The organism is Aquabacter sp. DMC10 (assembly GCF_056314145.1).
The window spans coordinates 82,314-109,301 of sequence record NZ_JBQUYX010000003.1; the positions used below are offsets into that span (position 1 = coordinate 82,314).

At 68.9% G+C, this 26,988-nt stretch carries 24 protein-coding genes; 4 read left to right on the forward strand and 20 right to left on the reverse strand.

The genetic code is table 11. The annotated features are described in order from the left end of the window. Nucleotide 1 precedes the first annotated feature (1 nt). The 15 genes from ACT54L_RS09120 to ACT54L_RS09190 all read right to left on the reverse strand — a co-directional run bounded on the left by ACT54L_RS09120 (nt 2) and on the right by ACT54L_RS09190 (nt 16,722). Complete coding sequence (locus ACT54L_RS09120) at nt 2–2,320, reverse strand: putative bifunctional diguanylate cyclase/phosphodiesterase (protein WP_476085270.1); 2,319 nt, start codon at nt 2,318–2,320, stop codon at nt 2–4. Nucleotides 2,321–2,609: 289 nt separating this feature from the next. Next, nucleotides 2,610–3,371, reverse strand: a complete 762-nt coding sequence (locus ACT54L_RS09125) for an SDR family oxidoreductase (RefSeq protein WP_476085271.1) — start codon at nt 3,369–3,371, stop codon at nt 2,610–2,612. A gap of 64 nt (nt 3,372–3,435) precedes the next feature. Then, entirely contained in the window at nt 3,436–4,560 is a 1,125-nt protein-coding gene (locus tag ACT54L_RS09130) for a hypothetical protein (RefSeq protein WP_476085272.1), read from the reverse strand. Beyond that, the gene (gene ccoS / locus ACT54L_RS09135; protein ID WP_476085273.1) at nt 4,557–4,718 is read right to left on the reverse strand and encodes a cbb3-type cytochrome oxidase assembly protein CcoS; all 162 of its coding nucleotides are present in this window, start codon (nt 4,716–4,718) and stop codon (nt 4,557–4,559) included. The genes ACT54L_RS09130 and ccoS overlap by 4 nt, the downstream gene beginning before the upstream one ends. Further along, the gene (locus ACT54L_RS09140; protein WP_476085274.1) at nt 4,715–6,937 is read right to left on the reverse strand and encodes a heavy metal translocating P-type ATPase; all 2,223 of its coding nucleotides are present in this window, start codon (nt 6,935–6,937) and stop codon (nt 4,715–4,717) included. The genes ccoS and ACT54L_RS09140 overlap by 4 nt, the downstream gene beginning before the upstream one ends. Nucleotides 6,938–6,975: 38 nt before the next feature. Next, complete coding sequence (locus ACT54L_RS09145; protein ID WP_476085275.1) at nt 6,976–7,506, reverse strand: FixH family protein; 531 nt, start codon at nt 7,504–7,506, stop codon at nt 6,976–6,978. Between the two features lie 17 nt (nt 7,507–7,523). Then, nucleotides 7,524–8,990 (reverse strand): cytochrome c oxidase accessory protein CcoG, encoded by a 1,467-nt coding sequence (gene ccoG, locus ACT54L_RS09150; protein WP_476085276.1) that lies wholly within the window; start codon nt 8,988–8,990, stop codon nt 7,524–7,526. A 180-nt stretch (nt 8,991–9,170) separates the two neighbouring features. Continuing rightward, complete coding sequence (gene ccoP, locus ACT54L_RS09155; protein ID WP_476085277.1) at nt 9,171–10,052, reverse strand: cytochrome-c oxidase, cbb3-type subunit III; 882 nt, start codon at nt 10,050–10,052, stop codon at nt 9,171–9,173. A gap of 4 nt (nt 10,053–10,056) precedes the next feature. Next, nucleotides 10,057–10,218: a cbb3-type cytochrome c oxidase subunit 3 gene (locus ACT54L_RS09160; protein WP_209104400.1), complete on the reverse strand. Its 162-nt coding sequence runs from the start codon at nt 10,216–10,218 to the stop codon at nt 10,057–10,059. Between the two features lie 5 nt (nt 10,219–10,223). Beyond that, nucleotides 10,224–10,973 carry a cytochrome-c oxidase, cbb3-type subunit II gene (ccoO, locus tag ACT54L_RS09165; protein ID WP_476085278.1) on the reverse strand — a complete coding sequence of 250 codons (750 nt, stop codon included), beginning with the start codon at nt 10,971–10,973 and terminating at the stop codon, nt 10,224–10,226. 11 nt (nt 10,974–10,984) lie between these two features. After that, a complete protein-coding gene (gene ccoN / locus ACT54L_RS09170) occupies nt 10,985–12,640 on the reverse strand; it encodes a cytochrome-c oxidase, cbb3-type subunit I (RefSeq protein WP_476085279.1) in 1,656 nt (551 codons plus the stop codon). Between the two features lie 296 nt (nt 12,641–12,936). Next, nucleotides 12,937–14,064, reverse strand: a complete 1,128-nt coding sequence (locus tag ACT54L_RS09175; RefSeq protein WP_476085280.1) for an ABC transporter permease — start codon at nt 14,062–14,064, stop codon at nt 12,937–12,939. Beyond that, entirely contained in the window at nt 14,064–15,041 is a 978-nt protein-coding gene (locus ACT54L_RS09180) for an ABC transporter ATP-binding protein (protein WP_476085281.1), read from the reverse strand. Before ACT54L_RS09180 ends, ACT54L_RS09175 begins: the two co-directional genes overlap by 1 nt. Further along, the gene (locus tag ACT54L_RS09185; RefSeq protein WP_476085282.1) at nt 15,038–16,027 is read right to left on the reverse strand and encodes an HlyD family secretion protein; all 990 of its coding nucleotides are present in this window, start codon (nt 16,025–16,027) and stop codon (nt 15,038–15,040) included. The genes ACT54L_RS09180 and ACT54L_RS09185 overlap by 4 nt, the downstream gene beginning before the upstream one ends. Continuing rightward, the gene (locus ACT54L_RS09190) at nt 16,024–16,722 is read right to left on the reverse strand and encodes a TetR/AcrR family transcriptional regulator (protein ID WP_476085283.1); all 699 of its coding nucleotides are present in this window, start codon (nt 16,720–16,722) and stop codon (nt 16,024–16,026) included. Before ACT54L_RS09190 ends, ACT54L_RS09185 begins: the two co-directional genes overlap by 4 nt. A 207-nt stretch (nt 16,723–16,929) precedes the next feature. Between ACT54L_RS09190 and ACT54L_RS09195 the strand changes: the two genes are divergently transcribed. The 4 genes from ACT54L_RS09195 (at nt 16,930) to ACT54L_RS09210 (ending at nt 21,955) form a co-directional block, all read left to right on the forward strand. Then, on the forward strand, nt 16,930–17,247 hold the full coding sequence (locus ACT54L_RS09195; protein ID WP_476085284.1) for a hypothetical protein: 318 nt from the start codon (nt 16,930–16,932) through the stop codon (nt 17,245–17,247). A 239-nt stretch (nt 17,248–17,486) separates the two neighbouring features. Beyond that, nucleotides 17,487–18,497: a GDP-mannose 4,6-dehydratase gene (gene gmd, locus ACT54L_RS09200; protein WP_476085285.1), complete on the forward strand. Its 1,011-nt coding sequence runs from the start codon at nt 17,487–17,489 to the stop codon at nt 18,495–18,497. Nucleotides 18,498–18,618: 121 nt separating this feature from the next. Continuing rightward, complete coding sequence (locus tag ACT54L_RS09205) at nt 18,619–20,892, forward strand: hypothetical protein (RefSeq protein ID WP_476085286.1); 2,274 nt, start codon at nt 18,619–18,621, stop codon at nt 20,890–20,892. A gap of 10 nt (nt 20,893–20,902) precedes the next feature. Beyond that, nucleotides 20,903–21,955: a glycosyltransferase gene (locus tag ACT54L_RS09210; protein WP_476085287.1), complete on the forward strand. Its 1,053-nt coding sequence runs from the start codon at nt 20,903–20,905 to the stop codon at nt 21,953–21,955. Between the two features lie 6 nt (nt 21,956–21,961). On the opposite strand, the gene ACT54L_RS09215 is transcribed toward ACT54L_RS09210, so the two are convergent. From ACT54L_RS09215 to ACT54L_RS09235, 5 genes are all read right to left on the reverse strand, one after another. Then, nucleotides 21,962–22,819 carry a GntR family transcriptional regulator gene (locus ACT54L_RS09215; RefSeq protein WP_476085288.1) on the reverse strand — a complete coding sequence of 286 codons (858 nt, stop codon included), beginning with the start codon at nt 22,817–22,819 and terminating at the stop codon, nt 21,962–21,964. Nucleotides 22,820–22,962: 143 nt separating this feature from the next. Beyond that, nucleotides 22,963–23,970: an ABC transporter substrate-binding protein gene (locus ACT54L_RS09220; protein ID WP_476085289.1), complete on the reverse strand. Its 1,008-nt coding sequence runs from the start codon at nt 23,968–23,970 to the stop codon at nt 22,963–22,965. 65 nt (nt 23,971–24,035) lie between these two features. Next, entirely contained in the window at nt 24,036–24,920 is an 885-nt protein-coding gene (locus ACT54L_RS09225) for an MBL fold metallo-hydrolase (RefSeq protein WP_476085290.1), read from the reverse strand. A 41-nt stretch (nt 24,921–24,961) separates the two neighbouring features. Continuing rightward, nucleotides 24,962–25,864 carry an ABC transporter permease gene (locus ACT54L_RS09230; protein WP_476085291.1) on the reverse strand — a complete coding sequence of 301 codons (903 nt, stop codon included), beginning with the start codon at nt 25,862–25,864 and terminating at the stop codon, nt 24,962–24,964. Further along, entirely contained in the window at nt 25,857–26,699 is an 843-nt protein-coding gene (locus ACT54L_RS09235; RefSeq protein ID WP_476085292.1) for an ABC transporter ATP-binding protein, read from the reverse strand. The genes ACT54L_RS09230 and ACT54L_RS09235 overlap by 8 nt, the downstream gene beginning before the upstream one ends. Between the last annotated feature and the right edge of the window lie 289 nt (nt 26,700–26,988).

The following is a 26,988-nucleotide window of genomic DNA, read 5'->3' on the forward strand; positions in this document are numbered from 1 at the left end:
TCTACGGGCCGAGCCGGGCGAGCCGCTCGCTGGCGCGTCCCTGCCGCTCGGCGGCCAGGAAGTCGGCGAACAGCGCGGCCGGCATGGGGCGGGCATAAAGATAGCCCTGGGCATATTCGCAGCCCCGGTCCTTCAGGAAGCGCGCCTGCCCCACCGTCTCCACCCCCTCGGCGATGACGCGCAGGCCGAGATTGCGACCAAGCTCAATCACCGCGCAGACAATGGCGGCATCGAAGGTGTCGGTCTCGATGTCGGCCACGAAGCTGCGGTCAATCTTCAAGGCGTCGATGGGAAATTGCTTGAGATGGGTCAGCGCCGCATAGCCGGTGCCGAAATCATCCAACGCAATGCGCATGCCGGCGGCGTAGAGCTCGTCGAGGATGGGCGCGACGAAATCCGCGTCCTTGCCGATGACCACGGTCTCGGTCACTTCCAGATCGAAATAGTTCGGCTCCACCCCCTCGCGCGCCAGAATGCCAAGCAATTGCCCGGCCAGCCGCGGCTGGGTGAACTGGGCGGGGGCGAGATTGAAGGCGATGCGCCCGAAGGCGAGGCCCTGCGACAGCCAGTCCCGTGCGTCCACGGCAATGGCCCGCAGCATGGCATCGCCCATGGCCAGCGCCAGTTCCGCATCCTCGAAGGCAAGCGAGAACCGGTCCGGCCCCGCCACCAGGCCCGGCCCCTGCTGCCAGCGCATGAGCGCCTCCAGCCCCACGAGGCGCCCCGTGGCGAGGGAAAACTTTGGCTGGTAATAGGGCACGATCTGATCGTTGGCGACCGCCCGGGCCAGTTCGCGGCTGAGCAGGATGCGCTCATTCATGGAGCGCCGCATGGCCGGCGAATAGGACACCACCCGGTTCCGGCCTTGCGCCTTGGCGCTGTAGAGGGCGAGATCGGCGTCCTTCATCAGCTCGCCGGCCGCATAGCCGGGCGCCGGGCTCAAGGCGACGCCGACGGAGGCGCGGCTCGTCATGTGGCGCTCGCCCAGGGCCAGGGGCTGGCGGAACTCGCTGAGCACCGCTTGAGCCAAGTCCACCGCCGGCTGGACCGAGGCTTGGGCGGGCAGCAACACCACGAACTCGTCGCCGCCGAGGCGGGCCACCTGCCCCACATCCTTGGTCAGGCGTTCCAGCCGCCGCGCGGTCTCCACCAGCAGCATGTCGCCGGCATCATGGCCGAGCGTGTCATTCACGTCCTTCAGCCCGTCCAGGTCCACCATCAGCAGGGCGACGCCGCCGTTGGTCCCGCCGGACTGGCCGAGCACCGCCTCCAGCTGAGAGAGAAAGGCGGAACGGTTCATGAGCCCGGTCAGGGAATCGTGGCTGGCGGCGAAGCGGATCTTCTGTTCCGCCGCCAGCCGGTCGGTGATGTCCACCACGCCGGAAATGAGGCAGGCCCGCCCTTCCACCTCGGTGAAGGCGGCCGCCATGAGCACGGAGCGGATCTCGCCATGGCCGAGGCGGATCTTGGTCTCGAAATTGGTGATGCGCCCCTTCTTGGCGATCCGGTCCAGGAACACCCGCCGCTGGCGGGGATCGGCATAGATCTGGGCGACGGAGGTGATGCCGAAGGCCTCGGGCTCCCCCCCGAAATAGCGCATGCCCGCCTCGTTGTAGCGCACGATGCGCCCGCTCTCGATCTCGGTGATGAGCAGCGGGATGGGAACGGCCGCGAAGGTGTGCTCCAACAGATGCTGGCTCTGGATCAGGGTTTCGCGCGCCTCCCGCTCCGCCGCCACGGCGGCGGCGGCCAGACGCGCCTGCCGGTTCGCCCGCTGGACCGCCAGCGCCAGGGCCACGTTGAGCGCCAGCACCGCAATGAGCAGGCCGAGCCCCCGTTCGCCCGTGGGCGGCAGCCCGATGGCGGCCACCAGAAGCAGCAGCGAGGCCCCCACGCCGTTGAGGACGGACCAGCGGAAGGAGACGGGAACGGCCAGATAATAGACGGTGGGCAGGGCGACCACGACGAAGAGCGAGATGTCCGTGCCCGGCCGCAGCAGAAGGGCGCCGCCGATGGCGGTGAGCCACTGCCAGGCCACCAGCACCCGCTCCACATGATCGGCGTCCTGGCGCACGCGCAGCGCCACAACGCCCGCCACGGCGGTGGCGATGATGCCCAGCCGATAGATGACGGCCTGCTGGAGGTTGGGCACCCCCACCTGCCAGTCGGTGAAAAGGAAAACCAGGTTGAGCGCCACGCTAAGGGCAAAGAGCAGGAGGGCCTGACGCTCGGCCTCCGGGGCGCAGGCGTCGCGGTAGGAGCGCTCTTCCTCCCGCGAGAGGAACTCGCCCGTCCATGGATTGAGCCGTGTGTCTCTCACCGGCGCCCCCGAGCCTGCCTGTCCCTCATGGATAGGCGAGAAAGCTACGCCGTTACAATGGCTTTCGCCCGGCGCTCACCACGTTCACTTGCCTCACCGCCCGGAAAGAGCGCCCGGTCGGCTTATGCGACGACATGCGCAAGCGGACAGAACCGCATGCTCATGACGTTACCATGATCCGGCATCCCACCTTATCCGATCTCCGCCCGGCCCGGAATGCGGCACCCCATGGCCGTGCTCCGGGCCTGAACGGCGTTTCGCCGCGGCGCCCCCCGACGCGGATCACGCCCTAGAAATGAGCAAGATACCCTCCATCCACATTCAGCACATGGCCCGTGACATAGGTGGCGGCGGGTGAGGCGAGGAAGATGGCGGCTCCGGCTATCTCCTCGGGCCTGCCCCAGCGCCCTAGCGAGGTCCGCCGGGCCAGCCAGGCCCCGATATCCGGGTCGGCGACCATGCCGGCATTGGGCGCTGTGGCGAAAAAGCCGGGCGCGATGGCGTTCACGGTGATGCCGGCGGAACCAAACTCCGCCGCCAGCGCATGGGTCAAGGCCGCCAGCCCGCCCTTGGCCGCCGTATAGGCGGCATCACCGGCCCGCGCGATGGGCCCGGCGATGGAGGTGATGTTGATGATCCGCCCGTGGCCGCGCTCCGCCATGGCCGGGGCCAGCGCCCGGGCCAGGAGGGCGGGGGCCACCAGATTGGCGTCCAGCATGGCGCGGAAAGCGGTGCCGTCCAGGTCCGCCAGGGGGCGGCGATCCCGCGCGCCCACATTGTTGACGAGAATGTCGATGGCCGGGCCCTCCACCGCGAACCGGGCCACGGCGGCTTCGTCGCACACGTCGAAGGCGCCGATGCGCGCCCGCTCGGGCTCGATCCCCTCCGCCGCCAGTTGGGCGCAGGCGGCGGCGAGCGGCTCCACCCGGCGCCCGTTCAACACCACGCAAGCGCCCGCCTGGGCGAGCCCGCGGGCGATCTCGAAGCCGAGGCCGGCGGCAGCACCGGTCACCAGCGCCGTGCGACCCGACAGGGAGAAGATGGAAGCCATGGCACCCTCACGTGAAGCGGGGTCCAACTTACGGAAAAGACGGGAAAACGGGAGCCCGCTGGAGTCAGAGCAGGCGGCCGGAGGCCAGCGCCCCGAGAATGGCGGCGCCGAACAGGGCGCCATCGTGCAGCGCCAAGGCGAGACGGGAGGGCGGTCGATTGCCATAGAGCCACCCGGTGCACCCGACGGTGGCCACCGACCAGCCGGCGCCCACCATCACCAGCGCCACGGTGAGCACGAGGGTCTCGCCGCTCAGCATGAGCGGAATGGCGGCGGCCACCAGGGCGAGGCCGCCGAGCGCCAGGACGGGCGCCGGCACGCGGCCCGCCACGAAGGCGAGGCCGGCCGCCGGCACATACATGGCGGCCACATGGAGCGCCAGGAAGCCGAACACCGCCGCCTCGCCGATGCCGCAGCCCATGAGCGCCATCGGCGCATCGGCCATGACGAAGCTCATGCCCGCCCAGGCCAGCGCCCCCACCAATGTGGGAACCAAGATCGCCCGCAAGGGAGCGGGGCGGGACGGCGCCAGGCGCACGGCCGCATTGGGCGCATACCACACCGCCACCGCCAGGCCGCAGGTATGGGCGAACGCTGCCAGCAGCGCCGATCCCACCAGGAAGAAGGGCGCGAACAGCCATTCGGCCGCGCCAGCCAGGGTCGGCCCGGCCAGGGCGGCGAGCACCCCGCCCGCCAGCACGCCGGCCGCGGCCGCCGAGGGCCGGCCCGCCGAGGCGGCGGCCTCATGCCGGTAGAAGAAGGAAAAGCCCTGCGCCATGCCGAGCCACAAGGCGGCAAGGCACACCCAGACGAATTGACGCTGCATCAGCCCCAGCGCCAGCAGCAGGCCGCCGGCAATGCCCAGCGAGGCGCCCAGCGCAAAGCCCGTGCGCCGGCCGAACGTGTCGCCCAGGAAGGAGGCGGGGAAGGACGCCAGGAGCGCGCCGGCCATCATGGCCGCGAACGGCACGGGGGTCAGGGCGGGCGTTGGGGCCAGCAGCGCGCCGGCCAAGGGCAGCAGGCCGGAGGCCAGGGTCTGCGCCAGCACCGCGAAGGCGAAGCCGAACACCAGGGCCAGACGCGGCACGGGGCGGGCGCGATTGTCGTTGGCCGGCACGTCCAATTGGGGATCGCACACGCAGACCAGCATGCCGGCCCGCGGTTCGCCGATGCGGGCCGCCCGTCTCATTTGCGCGGCTCCTGCCGCAGGTCGTCGTCGGACAGGACCCGCACGGCAGCGCCATCCAGATCCTCATATTGCCCGCTGTTCAGGCTCCAGAGGAAGGCGAACAAGCCGGCAAGGCCGAGGCCAAGGGCGAGGGGAACGAGATAAAGCAGGACATTCATGCGGTCGCCTCCTCCACACCCGCCGGAACCACATCCTCGCGTGGCACGTCGATGACGGCGCGACCGAAGCGGGCGGCGCGCAGGGCATTGAGCGTGACCAGGATGGAGGAGCCGGACATGGCCAGCGCCGCCACCAGGGGCGTGACATGGCCCAGCACCGCCAGCGGGACGGCAATGAAATTGTAAAGCACGGCCAGGGCCAGATTCTGCCGCATCAGCCGGCGGGCGACGCGGGAGCCGTCCACCGCCGCCTCGACGGGAGAGAGGGCGGAGCCCAGGAACACCGCATCCGCCTGCGCCTGCGTGACCGCGGCGCCGGAAGCGGGCGAAAGGGACACATCGGCGGCGGCCAAGGCGGGGGCATCGTTGAGCCCGTCGCCCACCATCAGCACCTTGCGGCCGGCCGCCTTCAGGGCGTCCAGGGCGGCGATCTTGTCGGCCGGCTTCAGGCTGGCCGCGAAGGCGGTGATGCCCAGCCGGGCGGCCACCGGCGCCACCGCCTCGGGGCGGTCGCCGGAGAGGATGCGCACCTCGAGGCCCCGGGCCTTCAGCCCGGCCACCACGGTGGCGGCGTCCGGCCGCAATTCCTGGTCCACGCCCACCACAAGGGTGCGCGTGCCCGAGCGGAAGGCGATAAGGGAGGCGGTGGCCGGCAGGTCCGCCGGTGCCGGCGCACCGCAAAAGGCGAGGCTGCCCAGGCGTGCCTCCTCGCCCCCCATTCGCGCGCTGATGCCCTGGCCGGGCCATTCCGTCACCTCGTCCAGGGGCGCGTCGGCGGCGTGGCGGGCCAGCACCACCGCCAGCGGATGGCGGCTGGACAAGGCAAGGCGCGCGGCAGCGGCAACCAGGGCCGGATCGGCTCCGGCGGGAAGGCGCAGTTCCGGCTCCGGCAAGGTGAGGGTGCCGGTCTTGTCGAACACCACGGTGTCCACCGTGGCGAGGCGCTCCACCATGTCGCCGGAATTGATGAGCAAGCCGGCCCGGAACAGCCGCCCGGTGGCCACCACCTGCACCACCGGCACCGCCAGCGCGAGGGCGCAAGGGCAGGTGATGATGAGCACGGCCACGGCGATCATGACCGCCTGGTGCAGGCCGGCGCCCAGCAGGAGCCAGCCAATGGCCGAGACCAGGGCGGTCAGATGCACCATGGGCGCATAGAGGCGCGACACCCGGTCGGCGAGGCGCACATAGAAATTGCGGGCGCTGGTGGCGCCGTCCAGGAGGCGCTGCACCTCGTCGATGAGGGTGCCCTCGCCGCCCGCCGTCACTTGAATGGTCAGGGCGCCCGCGCCATTGAGGCTGCCGGCATAGACACGGGCACCGGGACCCACCGGGCGGGGCAAGGTCTCGCCAGTGACGAGGGCCTCGTCCACCGCCGAGACGCCGGCGGCCACCACGCCATCGGCGCCCACCCGCTCGCCGGAGGCCACCAGAATATGGTCGCCCGCCGCCAAGGCCTGCACGGGCACGCGCACCGGCACCCCGTCGGGGCCGAGGCGGTGGGCCATCTCGCCCCGAAGCGCGGCCACATTGCCGGCCACCGCGCGGGTGCGGCGGCGGGCCTCGTGGTCGAGATAGCGCCCCGCCAGCAGGAAGAAGAGCAGCATCACCGCGCTGTCGAAATAGGCGTGCTCCTGGTGGAGCGCCGTCTCCACCACCGACATGCCCAGCGCCAGGATGACGCCGATGGTGATGGGCACGTCCATGTTGAGGCGCCGGGTGCGCAGGGCGCGATAGGCGCTCTGGAAGAAGGGCTGGCCCGCATAGGCGGCGGCCGGCAAGGCGATGAGCGCGGAAATCCAGTGGAAGAGGTCGCGGGTCTCGGGCGTGATGTCGGTCACATTGCCGGACCACACCGACACCGAAAGCAGCATCACGTTCATGGCGGCAAAGCCGGCCACCCCCAGGCACCGCAACAGCCATTGGGCGTGGCGGGCCTCGCTTTCCTCCGCCCGGCCGGCGAAGGGATGGGCGCGATAGCCAAGCGCCTGCAGGCGGTCCACCACCTCGGCGGGCGCCCCCTCGCCGCTCCAGGCCACCGTGAGGCGATGGGTGGTGTAGTTGAGGCGCGCCTTCACCACGCCGGGCAAGGCGAGGATGCCGGTCTCGATGTCGCCGATGCAGGCCGCGCAGTCGATTCCATCCACGGCGAGGCTCATCTCGGCATGGCCTTGCGCATCCCGCGCGAGGAAAATGGAATAATCGACCGCCTCGGACATGTTCGCTTCGACCTTGCCGGGCCGCGCGACCCCGGCGGCTACTTCATGACAATTCTATTTTTGGACCGGAACTGCCGCTGCCCGCCTTGCGTAAGATCAAGCACCAGATCCCACTGGCCGCGGTGGGCCTCCACCTCGCCGGCATAGCGGCCCTGCCCGAGATCGGTCAGGACCAGCTCCGCATCCTGGCGGGCATCGGTGGGGTGGCTGAACTCGGCCCGCACCTCAAGGCCGGTGATGGGGCGGCCGGCGGCGTCCTTGACCTCCACCGTCAGACGGCGATCCGCGGTATCGGACGGGGCAATGGCCACGTTCACCGCCCAGTCCAGGGCGCCCTGGCGGGCGGCGGCATCCTCCTCCGAGCGGAAGGCGAGGCCCGCCTTGTAGGAGCTTTCCGTCTCCACGCCGCCGAAGGTGCTCACGGCGTAGCGGGCCATCACCACATTGACGCCGATCACCACGCCGAAGAATCCCACCAGGATGGCGAGCACCATGCGCCCGGTGAGTTCGCGGCCACCCCGGGCGGCGCGGGGATGCCGGGTTGAGGTCTGGGTCTCAGTCTTGGCCATGGCCTGCCCTCCGCCCGTCACGGGCCGATGAAATGGTCGACGGCGGTGGCGGTGGCCCCGCTCACCTGGTCGCGGATCTGGAACGTGACCGGCAGCGAGGCGCCGGGCGCGAGACGTTCCTTGGTGGTCAGCAGCACCCGCACCTCGCGGGTCTGGTCCGGCCCCACGATCACCACCTCGCCGTCCCGCCCGCCTTCGGCGCCCACCACGGACAAGGTGGCGCCGGGCACGCCGGTGACGGTGAGCACAAAGCCGCGCTCCACCAGGTTCTTGTTGATCAGGCGCAGCGTATAGGCGTTGCGCAGCGCGCCGTCGGACATCTTCACGAACAGCGGGTTGCGGTCGTGGATGGCGTTCAGGCCCTCGCTGGAGCGGTTCACCAGGGTGAACAGCATCAGCCCGGCGGCAAAGGCGATGAGGGCGGTGTAGAGGATGGTGCGCGGCCGCACGATGCGGCGCACCGGCGGCTTGCCGGCGACGCGGGCCTCCAGATTGGCTTCCGATTCATAGGCGATGAGACCGCGCGGGCGGTCCACCTTGTCCATGATGTTGTTGCAGGCGTCGATGCACAGGCCACACTGGATGCAGGCGAGCTGCAGGCCCTGGCGGATGTCGACGCCGGTGGGGCAGACATTCACGCACTGGTGGCAATCGATGCAATCACCGGCCGGCTTGCCCTCGGCGCGGGCCGCCGCCGCCTTCTTCACCGAGCCGCGCGGCTCGCCGCGATCATAGCGATAGGTGACGTTGAGGGCATATTCGTCGGTCAGCGCGGCCTGGATGCGGGGCCAGGGGCACATATAGGTGCACACCTGCTCGCGCATGTGGCCGGCCAGCGAATAGGTGGTGAAGGTCAAGGTGAGGATGGCCACATAGGCCACCGTGGGCGCCTGGAAGGTGGCCAGCTCATGCACCAGGGTCGGCGCGTCCGCGAAGTAAAGCACCCAGGCGCCGCCGGTCCACCAGGCGATCAGCAGCCAGATGGTGTGCTTCATCAGCTTGTGGGCGAACTTGTCGAGGGTCCATGGACCGGCATCCTCCACCATGCGCTGGCGCCGGTCGCCCTCGATGAGGCGCTCCACCGCCATGAAGAGGTCGGTCCACACGGTCTGCGGGCACAGATAGCCGCACCACACGCGCCCGGCGACCGCATTCATCAGGAACAGGATGAGGGCGGCGAGGATCAGCAGGCCGGCCACATAATAGAATTCCTGCGGCCAGATCTCGATGAAGAAGAAATAGAAGCGGCGGGCGGGAAAATCGATCAGCACCGCCTGGTCGGGCGCGCCGGGGCCGCGGTTCCAGCGCACGAAGGGCAGGAAATAATAGATGCCGAGCGTGACCGCGAGGACGATCCACTTGATGGTGCGCAGGCGGCCGCGCACGCTCTGGGGATAGATCTGGCGCCGGGCCTCATAGAGCGGCGCGTCGTCGGCGCTGGCCGCGACGGCGGGCTTCTTGGTCTTCACGGCGGGAGCGGTCATGGTTCAACAACCCTTTCCCACCGGATGAAGGGTGGGAGTGTCAGGGGCCGCCACCTGCGGCGCGCCCCTTCAGGGCCTTCGCCGCGAAACCGGCTGGCCCCCTTCAGGAACAGGCCGCCCCAGCCAACCGGCCGGGGCGCGCCCTTGTCTCACACCCCCCTTGCGCGGGGCTGGCGCGGCCTACTGGCCGCCGCCCAGCGTATGCACGTAGACGGTGAGCGCCTTGATGGTGTTGGGCGACAGGCGCGCCCCCCATGCCGGCATCACGCCGCCACGGCCGTTGGTGATGGTCTGCATGATGGTGGCCTTGTCGCCGCCATACAGCCAGATGCCGTCGGTGAGGTTCTTGGAGCCCAGCTCCTGCTTGCCCTTGCCGTCGGCACCGTGGCAGACCGCGCAATTGGCGGCGAACACGGCCGCCCCCTTCTTGGCGCTCGGCGTATCGGCGGGACCGGCCCCCGACAGGGACAGCACATAGTCCGCCGCCGCCGAGATGTCCGCCTTGGAGAGGACGCCGCCGAACGGGGTCATGTTGCCCTGGTGGCCTTCATCATCGCCCGAGCGAATGCCGTGGGTGATGGTCTGCTGGATGTCGGCCAGCGTGCCGCCCCACAACCAGTCGTCGTCATTGAGGTTCGGGAAGCCCTTGGCGCCGCCGCCGCCCGCCCCGTGGCAGGGCGCGCAATTGTCGGCGAAGGCCACCCGGCCCTCGGCCCGGGCCAGCGAGAGCAGATCGGGGGTCTTCTCGATCTCCTCCAGCGAGGCATTGGTGAGGCGCGCGCCGGCCTGGGCGCGGAGCGCCTGGAGGTCCTGCAATTGCACCGCCACCGCCGAGCGGGAGTTCCAGCCCAGAAGGCCGGTGGTGTGGCTGGAGATGAGGGGCCAGGCCGGGTACAGGACCCAATAGCCGATGGCCCACACGATGGTGGCGTAGAACACCCACAGCCACCAGCGCGGCAGGGGGTTGTTCAGTTCACGGATGCCGTCCCATTCGTGGCCGGTGGTGGAGACGCCCGTTGCGGTGTCCACGGCTCCGTCATGGCTGTCGTGCGCGGTGCTCACGGGATCAATCCTCTTTCAGCGGGATCTGGGCCGCTTCGTCGAAGTTCTTCTTCTGCTTCTTCGAGGGCCAGTAGGCATAGGCGATGACACCGAGGAAGCCGAAGAAGAACAGCAGCAGGCCCCAGGTCTGTGCGAAGCTCGCAAGGCTCATGTAGAGGTCGCGCATGGGTGCTACCTCACGTTGGCTTTGTTGTCGTAGAGCTTGAAGTCGACCAGCGTGCCCAGCATTTGCAGATAGGCGATCAGCGCGTCGGCCTCGGTCAGCTCGGCGGGGTTGCCGTCGAAGTCCCGCACCTGCGCCTTGGGATAGCGGGCCTGGAGGGCATCCGCGCCGTCGGCATCGGTGGTGGACTGGGTGCGCAGGTCCGCCTGGGCATTGGCGATCATGTCGTCGGTATAGGGAACGCCCTCGATGCGCAGCACCTTCATGTCGTCGGCGATGTGCTTGGCGTCCAGCGGGGTGCGGGCCAGGAAGGGGTAGCCGGGCATGATGGAGGCGGGCACCACCGAACGGGGATTGTTCAGGTGGTCCAGCTGCCACTGGTCCGAATACTTGCCGCCCACACGGGCCAGGTCCGGGCCGGTGCGCTTGGAGCCCCACTGGAAGGGGTGGTCATACATGCTCTCGGCCGCCAGCGAGTAGTGGCCGTAGCGCTCCACCTCGTCGCGCAGCGGACGGATCATCTGGCTGTGGCAGTTGTAGCAGCCTTCGCGCACATAGATGTTGCGCCCGGCCAGCTCCAGCGGGGTGTAGGGGCGGACCCCCGACACCGTCTCGATGGTGCTCTTCAGGTAGAAGAGGGGCACGATCTCCACGAGCCCACCCACGGAAATCACCAGGAGCACACCGAGAAGCAGCCAATAGCTGTGCTTCTCGAAGATGGCGTGCTTGCTCCAGATCGAAGCGGATTTGGTCGACATGGAGGTCTCCGTCATTCGGCGGGGGCAAGCGCCGCCGTGTTCGCCTCGGTGGCGAGTTCGGGGCTGCGGATGGTCATGATGACGTTCCAGGCCATGATCACGGCGCCGGCGAGGAACAGGATGCCGCCGATGGCCCGGATCACGTAGAGCGGATGCATGGCCTCGACCGTCTCGATGAACGAGTATTCGAGGAAGCCGAGGCTGGTATAGGCGCGCCACATGAGGCCCTGCAGGATGCCCGCCACCCACATGGAGCAGATGTAAAGCACGATGCCGAGCGTGGAGACCCAGAAGTGCCAGTTGATGGCCTTCACGGAATACATCTCACGCTTGTTCCAGAGCCAGGGCACCAGGCAGTAGATGGCGCCGAAGGAGATGTAGGCCACCCAGCCCAGCGCACCGGAATGCACGTGGCCGATGGTCCATTCGGTGTAGTGGCTGAGCGAGTTGACCGCCTTCACCGACATCATCGGGCCTTCAAAGGTGGACATGCCGTAGAAGGCGACCGACACCACCATCATGCGGATGACCGGGTCGGTGCGCAGCTTGTCCCAGGCGCCCGAGAGCGTCATCAGGCCGTTGATCATGCCGCCCCAGGAGGGCATCCACAGCATGATGGAGAAGGTCATGCCCAGCGTCTGCGCCCAGTCCGGCAGGGCGGTGTAGTGCAGGTGGTGCGGGCCGGCCCAGATGTAGAGGAAGATCAGCGCCCAGAAGTGCACGATGGACAGGCGGTAGGAATAGACCGGCCGCTCCGCGCGCTTGGGGATGAAGTAATACATCAGGGCCAGGAAGCCGGCGGTCAGGAAGAAGCCCACCGCATTATGGCCGTACCACCACTGGACCATGGCGTCCTGCACGCCCGACCACACGATGTAGGACTTCGGCGAGAAGATGGACACCGGAATGGTGGTGTTGTTGCCGAGGTGCAGCACCGCGATGGTGACGATGAAGGCGAGGTAGAACCAGTTGGCCACATAGATGTGCGGCTCGGAGCGCTTCAGGATCGTCAGCAGGAAGACCGCGAAATAGGTCACCCACACCACGGTCAGGAACAGGTCGGCATACCATTCCGGCTCCGCATATTCCTTGCCCTGGGTGATGCCCAGGAGATAGCCCGTGCCGGCGACGACGATGAACAGATTATAGCCGAGCACCACGAACCAGGGGGCGAGGTCGCCGGCGAGGCGGGCGCGACTGGTGCGCTGGACCACATAGAAGGAGGTCGCCAGCAGCACGTTGCCGCCGAAGGCGAAGATCACCGCCGAGGTGTGCAGCGGCCGCATGCGGCCGAACGCGGTCCAGGGCAGGTCGAAATTCAGGAAGGGGAAGGCCAGCTGGAGGGCGATGAGCACGCCCACCGTGAAGCCGGCCAGGCCCCAGAACACCGCGGCGAGGGTCGCAACCTTCACCGGGCCCATATTGTAATTGGGCTTGCCGTCGATGGTCTGCGGCGGCAGTTCCGCCGGGCGATCCATGTAGCGGTTGCCGATGGCAAACACCGCCGCGACGGAGGCCGCCGCGAAAATGAACGCGTGGAACGAATAGGCCGTCGTATGGGCCTTCGCCGCCACCACGATGGACAGGAAGCCGAGCGCCGCAAAGACGATCAGCAGGCCGAACTCGCCGGCCGTCATCCTCTTGATCGGTGTCTGCACGATGGACATTGGTCAACCCCGTTCGCGGAGCGGCACCGACCGCTCTGCTGGCTTTGGGCCAAATTGGGGCCACACCGTTCTTTGGCTTTGATGCAAATCAAAGCTAGGGAAGCCCCGGATGTGGCGGCTTTGCCGCACCCGGGACGTTGCGGAGGCCTGGGTTTCCAGGTGCCCCAAGGGGTTTGCCTTCCCCGGCACGTCAGGTGTGCAGGAATGTCGCGGGCCGCCCGAAGCCGGGCGGAAGCTGGGCCATACTGGGGCGAAAATGGGGCACCGGCCAGGGGCGGCCGTCGCCCCCCGGCCGGTCAGTCCAGGGTCTGGCGGAAGCGGGCCACCGCGATGGCCATGGCCACCCCCATGAGCACCACCAGCATGCCGGTATCAAAGGTCAGGTCGGCGGCGGTGGCGCCCTTCAGCAGGATGCCGCGCACCATGCGCAGATAATGGGTGAGCGGCAGCCCCTCGGCGATCCACTGCGCCCACACGGGCATGCCCGCGAACGGAAACATGAAGCCGGACAACAGGATGTTGGGCAGGAAGAACATGAAGGTCATCTGCACCGCCTGGAGCTGGTTCTGCGCCAGGGTGGAGAAGGTGTAGCCGATGGACAGGTTGGCGGTGATGAAGATCAGCGTCACCCCCGCCAGCAGGAGCAGCGAGCCCTCCACCGGCACGCCAAACAGCACCATGCCCGCCGCCAGGATCAGCACCGCCTGCATCACCCCCACCAGCACATAGGGGATGATCTTGCCGAGCATGATCTCCACCGGGTGAATGGGCATGGACAGGAGGCTCTCCATGGTCCCCCGCTCCACCTCCCGCGTCACCGACAGGGCGGTGAAGATGAGCATGGTCATGGTGAGGATGGTGCCGAGCAGGCCGGGCACGATGTTCAGCGGGCTGTCGCCGGCGGGATTGTAGCGCCGGTGCTGGACGATCTCGAACGGCGCGGCGCCCTGCGCGTCCACGAAGCGGGCGCGGGACAGGGCGGTGGACACGATGCCGGACAAAGCCCCCAGCGCATTGGCGGAGGCCACCGGATCGGTGGCATCCGCCGCCACCAGGAGCTGGGGCGTCTCGCCCCGGCGCAGCGCCCGCTCGAAGCCCGCCGGAATCTCCACCAGGAACAGCACCTCGCCCGCGCGGATCATCTGCTCGGCTTCCGCCTCGCTCGCCGCCTCCCGGGTGAAAGCGAAGAAGGCGGTGTTGCGGATGGCCGCGAGAATGGCGCGGGTAACCTCATTGTTCTCGTGCACCAGCACGGCGGTGGGCAGGTTGCGGGGCGTGGTGTTGATGGCATAGCCGAACAGCACCAGCTGGAGCAGCGGAATGGCGATCATGGTGGCGAACGTCACCCGGTCCCGCCGGAGCTGGATGAACTCCTTGCGCACCATGGCGGAAATGCGCCGGGGGAAGCCGAGAGCGTCTCCCATCACGCATCACCCGCATGGGAGGGGGAAACCATATTGTCCGAGGCCCGCCCCATCAGGTCGATGAACACGTCTTCCAGGGTCGGCGCGTCCGCCCGCCAGGCGAGGCCGGGCCGCTGGCGGAAGGGCGCGATGGCCGCCTCCAGCCTCTCCCGGTCGTGGCCGGAGACATGGAGCGAGGTGCCGAACGGCGCCACCATATGGACACCCGGCGCCGCCTCCAGCTCCCGCGCGAGCGCTGAGAGCGCGGCGCTGTCGATCTGCGCCCCGGTCGCCTCCACCGTGAAGGTGACGAGGCCCGAGGCGGCGATCACGTCGGACACCTTGCCCTGCGCCAGCAGGCGGCCATAGGCCACATAGGCGATCTCGTGGCAGCGCTCCGCCTCGTCCATGTAATGGGTGGAGACCAGCACGGTGAGCCCCTCCCCCGCCAGGGCATGGATCTGCGCCCAGAATTCCCGCCGCGCCTTGGGGTCGACGCCGGCGGTGGGCTCGTCCAGCAGGAGGAGCTGCGGCTGCGGCAGGATGCAGGCGCCGAGCGCCAGGCGCTGCTTCCAGCCGCCCGACAGATCCCCCGCCAATTGCCGCCCCCGGCCTTCCAGGCCGAGCCGCTCCAGCGCCGCCCGCGCCGCCGCCTCGGGGCGGGGCACGCCATAGAGCCGGGCCACGAACTCCAGATTCTCCCGCACGGAGAGGTCCGCATAAAGGGAGAAGCGCTGGGTCATGTAGCCCACATGGCTGCGGATCTCCCGCGCCTGGGTGAGAATGTCATAGCCAAGACAGGTGCCGCGCCCGGCATCGGGAGTCAGCAGGCCGCAGAGCATGCGGATGGTGGTGGTCTTGCCCGAGCCGTTGGGGCCGAGGAAGCCGTAGATCTGGCCCCGCCGCACCCGCATGGTGAGGTCGTCCACCACCCGGCGCCCGCCAAAGCTCTTGGACAGCCCCTCCACCTCGATGGCGATGGGGTCCGGCGCGCTCACGGCTTGCCCCCCGCAAGTCGCACGGTGACGGGCTGTCCGGGCCGCGCGGCGGCGGGATCGGAGGGCCGGGCCTCCACCAGATAGACGAGCTTGGCCCGCTCCTCGCGGCTATAGATGACGGGCGGAGTATATTCCGCGCTGTCGGAAATGAAGGTCACCTGGGCCGTCAGGGGCGGACAGCCGTCGCACTGGACGGCGACGTTCGCCCCGAGCGCGATCTTCGCCAATTTGGCTTGCGGCACGAAGAAGCGCACCTTCACCAGCTCCGGCGCCAGCAGGGAGACCACCGGCTTGCCCTCCGGCACCAGCTCGCCCGGGCGGAAATAGAGGGTCTGGACCGTGCCCGCCTGGGGCGCCTTGAGCACACGGCGGTCAAGACGGATCTGCGCCGCATCCAGGCTGGCCGAGGCGGAGCGCATCACCGCCTCGGCGGCGGCAATGTCCTCGTCGCGGCCGGCGATGCGGGCCACATCGATCTGCCGGCGCACCTCGTCGAGGCTCGCCACCGCCTGGTCATAGGTATGCTGGGCGGTGTCGAGGTTGGCCTGGGAGGAAGCGCCCCTGGGCACCAGGGTCTTCTGGCGGTCCAGCTCGATGCGCGCGAGGTCAAGGCCAGTGGCGAGGCGCCGCTCGCTCGCCTCCAGGATGGCGACCTCCTCGGGCCGCTGGGCGGAGGCCTTCAGGCGGGCGAGCTTGGCCTGCGCTTCGCCCTGGACCGCCCGGGCGGCGGCAAGATCGGCCGCCTGGATGTCGGATTCCAGCTCGGCCAGCACCGCGCCGGCGGCAACGCGGCTACCTTCCGCCACCGGAAGCTTCAGCACCCGCCCCGCCTCTTGCGGGCCGATGAACAGGAGATCGCCTTCCACATAGCCGGAGAACTCGCCCTCCGGTGCGCGGGAGCAGCCGGCCAAGGCGGCGAGCGCGAGGAGGAGGCCGGCGGCGAGCGCGCCGCGCCGGCGGGACGGAGCGGAATGGCGGGCGCTCATGGCTCCCCCCGCTCGCCGAGGCCGCGCAGCAACGTGTCCACATAAGCGGTGACGAAGCCGCGGGCATCGATGGGATCGAAGGCGCCGAACAGCGTGTTCCACACCAGCGCGGTCAGGGCCGGGGCGAACACCATCTGGGGAAAGCGGGCGGCGGCATCGGAGGTGATCTCCCCCCGGGCGAGGCCCCGCTCCATGACGGCGCGCACCAGCGGCAAGGTGCGCGAGACCACTTCGCGATGATGGAAGGCGGCCAGTTCCGGGAAGCGGGCCCCCTCCGCGATCATCAGGCGCAACACGCCGGCGGGCGGCCCTTCCAGCACGCGGGTCACCAGCATGTCGGCCATGAGCCGAACCAGGTCGCGGGTGGGGCCGGGAAAATGGGGAAGAAGGTCCGCCGCATCGGCCATGACCGGGGCGATATTGTCCTTCACCAGCCCCTCGAACAGCGCCTGCTTGTTGGGGAAATACAAATAGAGCGTGCCCTTGGCGACGCCGGCGGCCCGGGCCACGTCCTCCAGGCGCGCGGCGCCGAAGCCGACGCGGAGAAACTCCTCCAGAGCCGCCCTCAAGATCTCCTGGCGCCTGGCCTCGCGCTGCTCGGGGGCCAGGGCCGGCCGGGCCCTGCGGGAGACCTTGCCCCCCTCCGCGTCCGCCTGCGACATGTCGGCGCCCTCACTGACTGACTCGTCAGTCATTAACATAACAGATCCCCCGGCTCCGTCCCGCGGAACCAGCCTGCACAGCGGAAGACCGGGTTCACAATGGCGGGAATTGGCCCCAAAGCGGAACAGGATGTCGCGGCCTGCGCCCAAAGGGCCATGGACAGGGGCGCGCGGAGGGCGCACCATCGTGGGGTCATTTCTTGCGCGCCGGCGCTCTTCGGCGCGGTGGAGGAGGATGCGATGCCCCGTCTGGTGGTGTTCCTGGCCCGTCATGCTGCCATCGGCTTTGCCGTTGCGGCCGTGTTTGTCGGCGCGCTGGTGGCCCTCGACGTATACGGGCTTGGCAGTCTGATGCGCGCCTCCGCCGACGGCGCCCTGGCCCTGTCCGTCCTGACCTTTGCGGTGGGCCTGACCTTCGCCAGCGCCCAGATGGGCTTTGCCGTCATGCTCATGTCCGAGCGCGAGGACGGCGGGCGCGGGGGACGGCGGGCAACCCTGCAGCTTTCGCCGCGCCCGGTGCTCCAGCCGGTGCGCGTGGTGGCCCGTCGCGGCCGCTGAAAGGCTTTTCCTCAGGGTTCTAAAAGAGTCGCGCCCGGCTTGCCGGGGGCGACGGGATGGGCTTATGTGCCGCGCACAGATTGCACGGCAGGCATGGCCCCGAACTTCCTCAGCCCCTTACCGCCCGCTCTTTTGAGGCCCGGTAGCGCCGGACAGAACGGACGCACGCCTGTCGCTCCCCTCCCTTCATCGCAGACCGGACGCCCCCTTGCGCGCGCCGCCGTCGAGGAGCGACGCCCATGAAGAAAGCCCTCATCACGGGAATCACCGGCCAGGACGGCTCGTATCTGGCCGAGCTGCTCATCGCCAAGGGCTATGAGGTCCACGGCATCATCCGCCGGTCCTCGTCCTTCAACACCGGGCGCATCGAGCATCTCTATCGCGACTTCCACGAGGAAGGCGCGCCTATGCGGCTCCATTACGGCGACATCGCCGACGGCAGCCGGCTGGAGAAGATCATCGACATCGTCGAGCCGGACGAGGTCTATAACCTCGCCGCCCAGAGCCATGTGCGCGTGTCCTTCGACCAGCCGGTCTATACCGCTGACGTGAGCGGCGTCTCGGTGATGCGCCTCCTGGAAGCCATCCGCACGGTGGCCGGCGACGCGGCGCAGAAGATCCGCTTCTACCAGGCCTCCAGCTCGGAAATGTATGGCGCGGTGCACGCCATCCCGCAGTCGGAGACCACGCCCTTCCATCCCCGCAGCCCCTATGCCTGCGCCAAGGTCTACGGCCATTACCAGGTGCTCAATTACCGCGAGGCCTATGGGATGCATGCCTCCAACGGCATCCTGTTCAACCATGAGAGCCCGCGCCGGGGCGAGACTTTCGTCACCCGCAAGATCACCCGGGGCCTCGCCCGGATCATGGCCGGCAAGGACAAGAAGCTCTATCTCGGCAATCTCGACGCCAAGCGGGACTGGGGCTACGCGAAGGATTATGTGGAAGCCATGTGGCTGATGCTCCAGCAGGATCAGCCGGACGACTATGTGGTCGCCACCGGCGAGACCTGGAGCGTGCGCGATTTCCTCGACCGCGCCTTCCAGCGGGTCGGCCTCGACTGGACCGACTTCGTGGAATTCGATCCGCGCTACCTGCGCCCCTCCGAGGTGGACCTGCTCATCGGCGATGCCTCCAAGGCCAAGCGCCAGCTGGGCTGGGAGCCGCGGACCTCGTTCGACGAGCTGGTCAAGATCATGGTGGATGCGGACCTGGAGGCCGAGGGCCAGCTTCACCGGGTGGCGAACTGAGCCCAAAAAAGCGACAGTGAGGCTGGGACTGCCGCTGGGAGACGGCTTGAACACGGCTTCTGTTCGGCCACAATGCCCGGCCATAACAGACCCCTACAGCCAAGGTGAGGATCCGGGGGACATGACGTCGGAACCGCCAGATCCCGGCGCGGGGCGGGAGCTGCGCACGAGCGCCGCCTCGGGCGGCGCGGGCGCCTTGGTGCCCGTCGGCCGGCCGGCCGGCGGCCGCTCGGCCCGGCGCATCTGGCGCGACCTGTGCGTGCGGTTTCCGGCGCTGGGCAAGCTCGACCGGCGCATGTCCGCCCTGCGGGACATCGAGCGCCTGCGGCGCACCCGGGCCTTCGACGCGCGCTGGTATGCCGCCGCTTATCCCGACATGGCCCGCACCGGCCTGAGCCCGCTCACCCATTATGTGCGCAAGGGCGCCTGGGAAGGCCGCCGGCCCAGACCCGATTTCGACCCGCTGCGCTATCTGGCCGCACATCCTGACGTGGCCGAAAGCGGGGTGGAGCCTTTCACCCATTATCTGCTCTATGGCGGCGGCCAGGCGGCCGAAAGCGCCGCCACGCCCTATCCCGCGGACGGCTGCGGCGGCTGGTACGGCATCATGTCGCTGACGCCCGCCCAGCTTTATAACGGGCCGCGCTCGCCGGACTGCGCCCTGGCGGACGCGCCAGCCGCCCCGGCCGAGCCGGGCACAGCGGGCGCCGGCGCGGGACAGTGGTTCATGCGCTTCGGCCCGCTGGACGAGTTCCAGCAGCGCGTCGCCTCCCGCAGGCCGCCGGCCCATCTGCCGGCAAGCCCGGCGGCCCCGTCCTTCACCATCGTCACCGTCTTCGAGGGCGACGGGCCCGCGCTCAGCCGCTCGGCGGCCTGCGTTGCCGCCCTGATGGCCCAGGATGGGGACCGGCCCCGCGCGGACTGGATCGTGCTCATCGACGACCCGGCCTGCGAACCCGGCGACCTTGCCGCCCATATCCCCCCGCAGATCCGGCACGCGGTGACCCTGCTGGCCGACGGACGCCGGCTGGGGCGGCCCGCGCGCAAGACCCAGGGCGCCCGCGCCGCCGGTGGGGACTTCGTGATCTTCCTGGATGCGGGGGACCGGATCGGCCTCGATGCCACCCGCATCCTCACCCATTATGCCCGCCAGTTCCCGCAGGCCCGCGCGGTGGGCTGCGGCGCGGCGGAGATGGACGAGCGCGGCCGCGTGCTGCGGCGCACCGCCTTGCCCTTCGATTCCTCCAAGCTGCTCGCCCTGGGCATGGTCACCGGGCCGCTTCTGGCGCTCCGGCGGGACCTGCTGGCCGATCTCGGCGGCTTCGAGCCGCGCTTTGCGGGCCTTGAGGATTACGACCTGCTGCTGCGTCTGGCCCTGGAAGAACCCATCCTGGTGGTGCCGGACATCCTCATCGGCTGCGCGCCGCGCTTGGCGGAGAACGGGGCGCGGCAGGAGCAGCTCCTGGCGGCGGTCCGCATGGCCGCCATGCGCCGTCTGCTGGAAGTGGCCTGGCCCACCCCCGCCGTTCGTGCCCCGGGCCGGGGCCGCGTGGAACAGGGCCTGTGCCTGGTGCGCACCCAGGGCCGCCGGCCCGAGCTTCTGGCGGCCGCGCTCCAGTCCATCTATGGCCAGAGCGAACCGCTGGTGGCCGCCATCATCGTCCATGGCGATGCCGCCACCTTCGAGGCGGTGCGCGCCACCGCTCCCACCATGGAAGGCCGCACCGTCTTCCTGCATGCGGACGCTCCCGCCCAGCGGCGCGGCTATCCCTGGAACGTGGGGCTCGCCCATGCCCGCGCCCATGCGGACCGCTATCACTATGTCTGCTTCCTGGACGATGACGACATTTATTACCCCCTCTTCGCCCGGCGGATGCTGGAGGGCTTCCGCCTCGCCGAGGCGGACGTGGTGTTTGGCCTGACCAACAAGCGCGCGCCGGGCGCCGCCGCCGCGCCATCCCACATGCCGCTGCCCATGGCCTGCCTGGTGGCGGGCAATTTCATGCCCACCAATTCCTATGCGGTGCGCACCGAGATCCTGGCCGAGGCCCAGATCCAGGTGGCGCAGGACATGGATTATTTCGAGGACTGGGACCTGCTCATCTCGCTGCTGGCGGCGGGCGCGCGCTTCCACCTCATGCCGGAAGCGGTGGGCGAGTTCCTGCTCATTGGCGACGGCAACATTCCCCACAAGCGCGATCCGGTGCACCATGCCCAATGCCTGCGCCGGGCGCTGGCGCGGGGCGAGGAAACGGCGCGACGGCTGGGCATGGCGCAATTCTATCGCGACCTGCTGGACTTCGACTTCCACGCCGGCGCCGCGCGCCATCCCGCCCCGCTCGGCCACCTCATGCTGGCCAAGAAGCAGTTCCTGCGTGCCTTTGGTGACGCATGACGGGTGAGCGATGAGCAGCGCGGGCGCGCCAAGCCAGGACGTGACCGTCCTCCTCCCCGTCTTCTTCCGCGACGCCGCGCCCGAGCGCGTCCGCCTCTTGCGGCGGGCGCTGGAAAGCGTGCGCGACCAGGTCTTTCCCGGCGCGCTCGACCTGTTGCTGGTGGATGATGGCAGCCCGGTTCCGGTGGAGAACCACCGCGAGGCGCTGGGACCGGCGGGCGCCGAGGCGCGCATCCTGCGCCTGCCCATCAACCGGGGCGTCACCCATGCGCTCAATTGCGGCCTCGCCGCCGCCCATCACGGGTTGATCGCCCGGCTGGACGCGGACGACATCTGGCTCCCGGGCAAGATGGCGGCGCAGCTCGACCTGTTCGCCGCCGACCCTGACCTGAGCCTGTCCGCCACCGGCATGGTGCTGGTGACGCCGGAAGGCAAGCGCCTGTCCGAACATGTGCGGCCGGCGGAATGGGGGCCGATCCTGCGCTTTGCCGTGGATGTGGGCTGTCCCTTCCCCCACGGCTCGGTGGTGGCGCGGCGGGATATTTATCTGGCGCTGGGCGGCTATCCGCATTTGGCCAGCTACGACCATTGCGAGGATTTCGCCCTCTGGTCGCTGTGGATCCGCTTCTTCCGCCCCCGCATAGTGGAAAAGGTGCTCTACGAATACACCGTCTCGCCCCAGGCGGTGTCCCAGACCCATGGCGCCCAGCAGGCGCGGGCGTCCGGTTTGCTGCGCCAGGAGCTGGCCCAGCTCGACCTCGCCGACCGCCTGCCCGCGGCCATGGCTGCGTTTGCGGCGGCCTTGGGCCTGTCCGAGCTGGAAGCCGGTCTCATCGCCCTGCGCATGTGGCGCCACGCCTTGCCCGTGCGCATGCCGGAAGCCGCGCTCGACCCGCTGCGCATCCTCCTGCCGGACCGCGATGTGGACTGCCTCGCCCACCATCCCGGCGCCCTCACCCCGGCGGACATGGTGCTGGGCGAGCGGCGCATGCACGGCTCCGGCGTCATCGCCCTGGCGCGGCCGGTGCAATGGTCGGCGCCGCCGGTCCTGGCCCGGGCCTGACGCGGCTCATCCGCCGCGCGGAAAGGGCTGGGCATCGATGCGCAGCCAGAAGCGGGTCTCGGGAATGAAGATGCGCTGGAAATAGCCCTGCTGCTGGGGACTGGCGGTCATGCGCACCTCCACCACCATGCCGAGGGTGCCCGCCTTCACCCCGATCTTGCCGCACACCTCCCGGGGCAGGCGCTCCAGGCGCATATCGTAGCACAGGCCCTGGACATTCAGGTTCAGTTCGCGGCGCAGATTGATGCCTTCCAGCGGCTCGCTCTTGCCCCGCCGCGCCTGGTCATAGACCCGCGCATCGATGAAGAACTGGCTGTAGACCAGGAATTCCTGGCCGATGTCCACCACGCGGTCGATCTCAACCACCTCATCCTCCACCCAGTGGAGGTGCAGGCTCCAGGAACCACGGTCCCGGTGGCGGTGGACGCGGTCGACGCGGGGGAAGACCGAGAAGAAGCGCTCATGCCGGTCGTCGGAGAACAGGAAATGCCAGACGGTGTCCACGCTGCGGGGCTGGCGACTGACCACGCTGCCGGCCCGGCCCTGGCGGCGCTCGATGGTGCCGTCCTGGGCCAGTTCCCCATAGGCCTTCTGCACCGTGCCGAGGCTGAGGCCGGTGGCGAGCGCCAGCTCCTTTTCCGGCGGCAGGCGGTCGCCCTTGCGCCAGAAGTCCTCGCGGATGGCGGCAAGGATGCGGTCGCGCAGGAAGATGTATTTGGGGGCGCCACCCGCGCTCGCGCGGCCGAAGCGCTCCCAGAACTCCCCCGCACCGGCGGCGGGCGCCTCGCTGGAGGGTTCCGGCCCCGTCGGCGCCGGGCCCGCTTTCAGGGTGGTCGAGGGACGCGCGCCCCGCCTCTGGTCCATGCCTGCTCCCAACTGGCGGCCCTTATGGCGGGTCGCTCAGGCTGTCCGGCCGGGCCGCGCGGTGCCCGCCGGGAGGGGGCGCGCCGGCCGGCGCGCCGAGCAATCTGAGGGCAACCGCCGCCGGGGGCAACCGCGTGGCCGGCTCAATCCCCCGGCGCGTCATGTATATTAGCGAAGAACACGTCCTTCCAGGAGGCGGGACGGGTCTTCAGCAGGCCGGCCTTGGCCATATAGTCCGCGAACACCATCACCTTCTTGGGCGTGGGCGAGAAGGTCATCATGGCCGGGTCGTTGAGGATGGCCAGCACCTGATCGCGGCTGAGCTTGGAATTTTCCGCCTTCAGATAAAGGTCCGCCGCCGCGCCCGTATCGGCGGCAATGAGGGTCATCGCCTCCTTCAAGGCCTCGAAGGTCGCCTGGTAGAGCTTGGGATTGTCCTTGCGCCATTTGTCGGCGGCATAGGCGACGATGAGGGTATTGGGGCCGCCCGTCACGTCATAGGACGAGAGGATGGTGCGCACATTGGGATTGGCCAGCTCCATCTGGATGAAGGGCACGGTTGTCACATGGGTCTTCACCCCCGCCCCGCCCGAGAGCAAGGCCGCCACGCCATCGGGATGGGACATGGAGACCGCCAGCGTGTCGAAGCGGTTGCGCTGGTCGAAGCCATAGGCCTGGGCGGTCGCCATCTCCAGCACGAGAGCATGCTGGGTGCCCTTGCCGGAGGCCATGGCGATGCGGTCGGTGTCCTTGAAGTCCCGGATGGATCTGATGTTGGGATCGATGGTGTTGAAATAGATGGGGGAATCGCAGATCGCCATCATCCCCTTGATGGGCGCGAACTTCGCCGTCTTGTCCCAGACGTTCAAGAGCACGGAGGTACCGGCCATGGCCACGTCCGCGCTGCCGGAAATGAGCGCATCGGTGATGGCCGGGCCGCTGGCCAGGTGCTGGTAGGTCACGGTCACATCGGGCACGCCCAGGGCGGCGGCGCGCTTTTCGATGAGCTTCTTGTCCACCGCCACATAGGCCGGCAGGTAGCACAGGCCGAACCCGCTCACGAGTCGCACCTCGGCGGCGCGGGTGGCCCCGGCAGACAGGGAAAGCGCGGCGAAAGCGATGGCGCCGAGCCATCGGGTCGATCGTTTCATGGTCTGTTCCCCATTCTTGTCTGGACGGCGAAAGGGCCCGCCGCCCCAAGGCGGCGGGCGGTCGATCACAGCAAACGGTCGCGCACGGGTCCCTTGAGCGGGATCTCCATCTTGTCCTCGCCGAAGAAGATGTTGCCGCCATAGACGCGGGACATCTCGCTCACCACACGCTCGCGCAGGCCGGGAAAATCGAACTGCTCGGTGATGTGGGTCAGCACGAGGTTCTTGACCCCCGCCGCATGGGCCAACTCCGCCAGCTCCATATGGCCCATGCAGCTGTGGGAGAAGGCGGGGGAATAGTGGGTGCCGGTGAGATAGTGGCACATGTGCACCAGCACGTCGCAGCCCTCCGCCAGCTTGAGCATGGTCTCCGCCGGCCCGCTGTCGCCGGAATAGACGAAGCTGCCCTCGGCCGTCTCCATGCGATAGCCATAGGTGTTGAGGTAAGGCTGGAAGTGGTTGACGTTGGTGGTCTCGACGCTCCAGCCGCCCTCGCGCACCACGTCGCCGGGATAAAGCACTTGTACCTGAGGCGCCGGGCGCGGGCGGGGCAGCGTGCCGCCACGGGCCACGAACAGGTCCAGGCTGGACCCGTGGGAGGTGCGGGCGATGAGGTCCACGTCATAGACCCCGTCCTTGCCGAACAGGCGCTCGGTGATCTCGGCGATGGGCGGCGGGCCATAGACCTTGAGATCGGGAATGCGGTTGGCGCCCTGGTCCCAGCGGGTCAGCAGCAGGCGGCCATAATCGCCGCAATGGTCGTAATGCAGGTGAGTGAAGAACAGGTGCGTGACGCGGGTGGCGGGAATGCCCAGCTCCAGCAGGCGGTGATGGGCGCCAAACCCGTGATCGAAGACGATGACGTCATCGCCGGTCTCCACCACATAGCCGGAACTCATCCGCCGCAAGGACGGGGTGGGCGTGCCGGTGCCCAACAGACGGATACGCATGGGTGCCTCTTCTTGGTGCTTGAACGGGTAAAGGGGGAGGATCAGCCGGCGCGGCTCATGCCCCAGCGCTGGACGGTGCGCGCTTCGAGGGTGCGGAAGACGAGGCCTTCCACCAGGAGGCCGATGATGATGACGCAGGTGAGCCCGGCGAAGACGGCCGGCGTCTCCAGCTGGTTGCGCTTCTCGAACAGGTACCAGCCGAGGCCGCCCGAGCGGGACGAGGCGCCGAACACCAGTTCCGCCGCGATCAGGGTGCGCCAGGCGAAGGCCCAGCCGATCTTCAGCCCGGCCAGGATGGAAGGGAAGGCGGCGGGGATGAGGATGAGCGCCACATAACGCAGGCCCTTCAGTCCGTAATTCTGGCCGGCGAGGCGCTGGGTATCGGGCACAGAATGGAAGCCGGTCTGGGTGTTGAGCGCCACCGCCCAGGTCACCGAATGGACGATGACGAAGACAAGGCTCGCCGTGCCCAGCCCGAACCAGAGCAACGCCAAGGGCAGGAGGGCGATGGCGGGGAGCGGGTTGAACATGGCGGTCAACGTCGCCAGCAGGTCCGCCCCGAGGCGGAACGACACCGCCAGCGAGGTGAGCACGGCGGCGAGCGCAATGCCGATGGCATAGCCGATGAGCAGCACTTGCAGGGAGGACAGGATGCGCAGGAGCAGCGTGCCCTCCCGCAGCCCCTCCACCAGCGCGGCCAGCGTCTCGGTGAGGGTGGGGAACATCAGCGGATTGCCCAGCATCACCGCATAGGCCTGCCAGAGCGCCATCAAGGCGAGGAGGATCAGCCCCCGCCGCACCCCGTCCACATTGGCGAGGCGCTCCAGGAGGGAGAGCGGGTGGACGATCTCGCCGGGCTCCTCCACCGGCGGCAGATCGCGCTCGAATTCGGGGCGCACCGGCGGCAGCCGGCCGGGGCGCGCGGACGAGACCGCCTCAGCCATGACCGGCCTCCGCGAACAGCATGGTGTGGATGCGGCGGGTCAGGGCCGCAAATTCGGCGTCCGCATGATGCTGGTGGCCGAAATGGTGGGCGTTCAGCTCGGCCTTCACGCGGCCCGGATGGGGCGAAAGCACCAGGATGCGCGAGCCCACCACCACTGCTTCCTCGATGGAATGGGTGACGAACAGCACCGTGAAGCGGGTGTCGTCCCAAAGCGACAGAAGCTCGTCCTGCATCTGGCGGCGGGTCAGGGCATCGAGGGCCGCGAACGGCTCGTCCATGAGCAGGATGGCCGGCTCCATGGCCATGGCGCGGGCGATGGCGACGCGCTGCTTCATGCCCCCCGAAAGCATGTGGGGATAGACATCGGCGAACTTGCCGAGCTTGACCTTGCCGATGGCGGCCAGGGCGCGGTCGCGCGCCTCGGCGCGGGGAAAGCGGCCGCTGGCCAGAATGGGGAACATGACGTTCTCCACCACGCTCTTCCAGGGCATGAGCTGGTCGAAATCCTGGAACACCATCATCCGGTCCGGCCCCGGCCCGGTGACGGGCGCGCCATTGAGGTGGATGGCGCCGGCGGCGGGGCGCAGGAAGCCGGCCACCGCCTTCAGCAGGCTCGACTTGCCGCAGCCGGACGGACCCAGCAGCACGAAGCGGTCGGCCGGATAGACCTGGAAGCCCACGCCGCGGGTGGCGGTCACCTGAACGTCGCGGGTCTTGTATTGCAGCGTCACGTCCGCGACCTCCAACAGGGGCGCGGGCAAGGACGGGGACAAGGACGGGGCGTCCGGCGGGCGCACGGGCGCCGCCGCGCCCGGACCGGGCGTGGGATTCATTTCGTAACCTTTCCTCTGGACCCGGTTCAGCCGGGGCTGGGCAGGTGCGACCGCATGGATCGCCGCGCCTTTTTAAGTATGTAGCGTAAGAAAAATGCTATATAGCAAAACTGTCAAGAGACATTTTGCCGGCAGGTCGGAAACAAGCGCCGCGGAGGGCCGCGGAATGAGACGGAGCAAGGACTTGCGCCGCCCCGGCCGTACCGCAACGTCTTCCGTTACGGCCAAGATCGCGCCTTGGCGGGCCGGGCGCTGACGACCGGCCGCGCCCCCGATTGCGCCGCAGCGA

Bases quoted from the DNA above. Each gene is read 5' to 3' on its own strand.
- ACT54L_RS09185 (WP_476085282.1), bottom strand. From the start codon at position 16,027: ATGAGCGCCCGCCATTCCGCTCCGTCCCGCCGGCGCGGCGCGCTCGCC.
- ACT54L_RS09230 (WP_476085291.1), bottom strand. From the start codon at position 25,864: ATGGCTGAGGCGGTCTCGTCCGCGCGCCCCGGCCGGCTGCCGCCGGTG.
- ACT54L_RS09205 (WP_476085286.1), top strand. From the start codon at position 18,619: ATGACGTCGGAACCGCCAGATCCCGGCGCGGGGCGGGAGCTGCGCACG.
- ccoO (WP_476085278.1), bottom strand. From the start codon at position 10,973: ATGTCGACCAAATCCGCTTCGATCTGGAGCAAGCACGCCATCTTCGAG.
- ACT54L_RS09175 (WP_476085280.1), bottom strand. From the start codon at position 14,064: ATGGGAGACGCTCTCGGCTTCCCCCGGCGCATTTCCGCCATGGTGCGC.
- ACT54L_RS09215 (WP_476085288.1), bottom strand. From the start codon at position 22,819: ATGGACCAGAGGCGGGGCGCGCGTCCCTCGACCACCCTGAAAGCGGGC.
- ACT54L_RS09235 (WP_476085292.1), bottom strand. From the start codon at position 26,699: ATGAATCCCACGCCCGGTCCGGGCGCGGCGGCGCCCGTGCGCCCGCCG.
- ACT54L_RS09225 (WP_476085290.1), bottom strand. From the start codon at position 24,920: ATGCGTATCCGTCTGTTGGGCACCGGCACGCCCACCCCGTCCTTGCGG.
- ACT54L_RS09220 (WP_476085289.1), bottom strand. From the start codon at position 23,970: ATGAAACGATCGACCCGATGGCTCGGCGCCATCGCTTTCGCCGCGCTT.
- ACT54L_RS09160 (WP_209104400.1), bottom strand. From the start codon at position 10,218: ATGCGCGACCTCTACATGAGCCTTGCGAGCTTCGCACAGACCTGGGGC.
- gmd (WP_476085285.1), top strand. From the start codon at position 17,487: ATGAAGAAAGCCCTCATCACGGGAATCACCGGCCAGGACGGCTCGTAT.
- ccoG (WP_476085276.1), bottom strand. From the start codon at position 8,990: ATGACCGCTCCCGCCGTGAAGACCAAGAAGCCCGCCGTCGCGGCCAGC.
- ACT54L_RS09125 (WP_476085271.1), bottom strand. From the start codon at position 3,371: ATGGCTTCCATCTTCTCCCTGTCGGGTCGCACGGCGCTGGTGACCGGT.
- ACT54L_RS09210 (WP_476085287.1), top strand. From the start codon at position 20,903: ATGAGCAGCGCGGGCGCGCCAAGCCAGGACGTGACCGTCCTCCTCCCC.
- ccoN (WP_476085279.1), bottom strand. From the start codon at position 12,640: ATGTCCATCGTGCAGACACCGATCAAGAGGATGACGGCCGGCGAGTTC.
- ACT54L_RS09130 (WP_476085272.1), bottom strand. From the start codon at position 4,560: ATGAGACGGGCGGCCCGCATCGGCGAACCGCGGGCCGGCATGCTGGTC.
- ACT54L_RS09140 (WP_476085274.1), bottom strand. From the start codon at position 6,937: ATGTCCGAGGCGGTCGATTATTCCATTTTCCTCGCGCGGGATGCGCAA.
- ccoS (WP_476085273.1), bottom strand. From the start codon at position 4,718: ATGAATGTCCTGCTTTATCTCGTTCCCCTCGCCCTTGGCCTCGGCCTT.
- ACT54L_RS09145 (WP_476085275.1), bottom strand. From the start codon at position 7,506: ATGGCCAAGACTGAGACCCAGACCTCAACCCGGCATCCCCGCGCCGCC.
- ACT54L_RS09190 (WP_476085283.1), bottom strand. From the start codon at position 16,722: ATGACTGACGAGTCAGTCAGTGAGGGCGCCGACATGTCGCAGGCGGAC.
- ACT54L_RS09195 (WP_476085284.1), top strand. From the start codon at position 16,930: ATGCCCCGTCTGGTGGTGTTCCTGGCCCGTCATGCTGCCATCGGCTTT.